The sequence below is a fragment of the Mesorhizobium sp. B1-1-5 genome (genome assembly GCF_006443065.1).
In the GTDB taxonomy this organism is placed as follows: domain Bacteria; phylum Pseudomonadota; class Alphaproteobacteria; order Rhizobiales; family Rhizobiaceae; genus Mesorhizobium.
Map to the genome: position 1 here is coordinate 1 of NZ_VFWS01000571.1, position 1122 is coordinate 1122.

General features: G+C 67.6%; 2 protein-coding genes. Both read left to right on the top strand.

Going from position 1 to position 1122, the window contains the following annotated elements:
• On the top strand, positions 1-685 hold a 685-nt coding region (locus tag FJ980_RS33385), incomplete at its 5' end, for a PfkB family carbohydrate kinase (RefSeq protein ID WP_140547644.1).
• Between the two features lie 9 nt (positions 686-694).
• Positions 695-1122, top strand: a 428-nt coding sequence (locus FJ980_RS33390; RefSeq protein WP_246676697.1) for an amidase family protein, incomplete at its 3' end; no start/stop codon positions are given.

Sequence of the window (1122 nt, forward strand, 5' to 3'; positions counted from 1 at the left end):
GGCAAAGGTGGATCTGTCTGGCGTGGGCGAAACTTTTGCCTCGACGGGCACCGCGCTGATCATGGTCGGCGACGATGGCGAGAACATTATCGCCGTGGTGCCGGGTGCCAACGCCTCGGTGCTGCCCGGCGACCTGGCCAAGGCCTTCCCCCGAAAAGGCGATGTCGTGCTCCTGCAACACGAGATCCCGCTTGCGACCGTCGAAGCCGCGCTCGATCAGGCAAGGGCGGCCGGTGCCGTCACCGTGCTCAACACCGCACCCTTCCATCGCGACGCGGCCGGCTTGCTCGGCAAGGCCGACTATGTCGTCGCCAACGAGACCGAGTTCGACCTGTATGGCGAGGTGCTGTCGCTGAGCGGGCGCGACCGCGCGGCACGGATGCGCGACTTTGCCGGGAAAACCGGCCGCACCATCGTCGTCACGCTCGGCGGCGACGGCGTGATGGCGGCGACGCCGACCGATTCCCTGACGGTTCCCGCATTGAAGATCACCCCGGTCGACACGGTTGGTGCAGGCGACACCTTTTGCGGCTATTTCGCCGCCGGCCTGTCGTCGGGCCTGCCCCTCGAACCGGCGCGCGCCCGGGCCGGCGCGGCCGGCTCGCTGGCATGCCTGAAGCCGGGCGCCCAGCCGGCCATCCCGTTGGCCGCCGATGTCGACCAGGCACTCCTGAAATCCCGCTGAGACGACAGAATGCGCCCCCAGACAAAGCATGCCGCGCCACCGGCCGGCGACATCTGCCGCCTGTCTGCCGTCGAACTGGCCGACGCGATCCGGCAAAGGAAACTTTCGGTACGTGAGGTCGTGACGGCATTCCTCGACCGCGTCGAAGCCGTCAACCCGCTCGTCAACGCCATCGTTTCCTTGCGCGATCGTAGCGATATCCTGCGCGAGGCCGACGCAGCCGATGCCCGTCCGGACCGGGCCGGTGCGCTCTTCGGCCTGCCGATCGCGGTCAAGGATCTCGCAATGACCCGCGGCCTGCGCACCTCCTTCGGCTCGCCGATCTTCGCCGATTTCGTGCCGCAGGAGGACGATTTCTTCGTCGAGCGCATGCGCAAGGCCGGCGCCATCATCATCGGCAAGACCAACGTTCCCGAATTCGGCCTCGGCTCCAACAC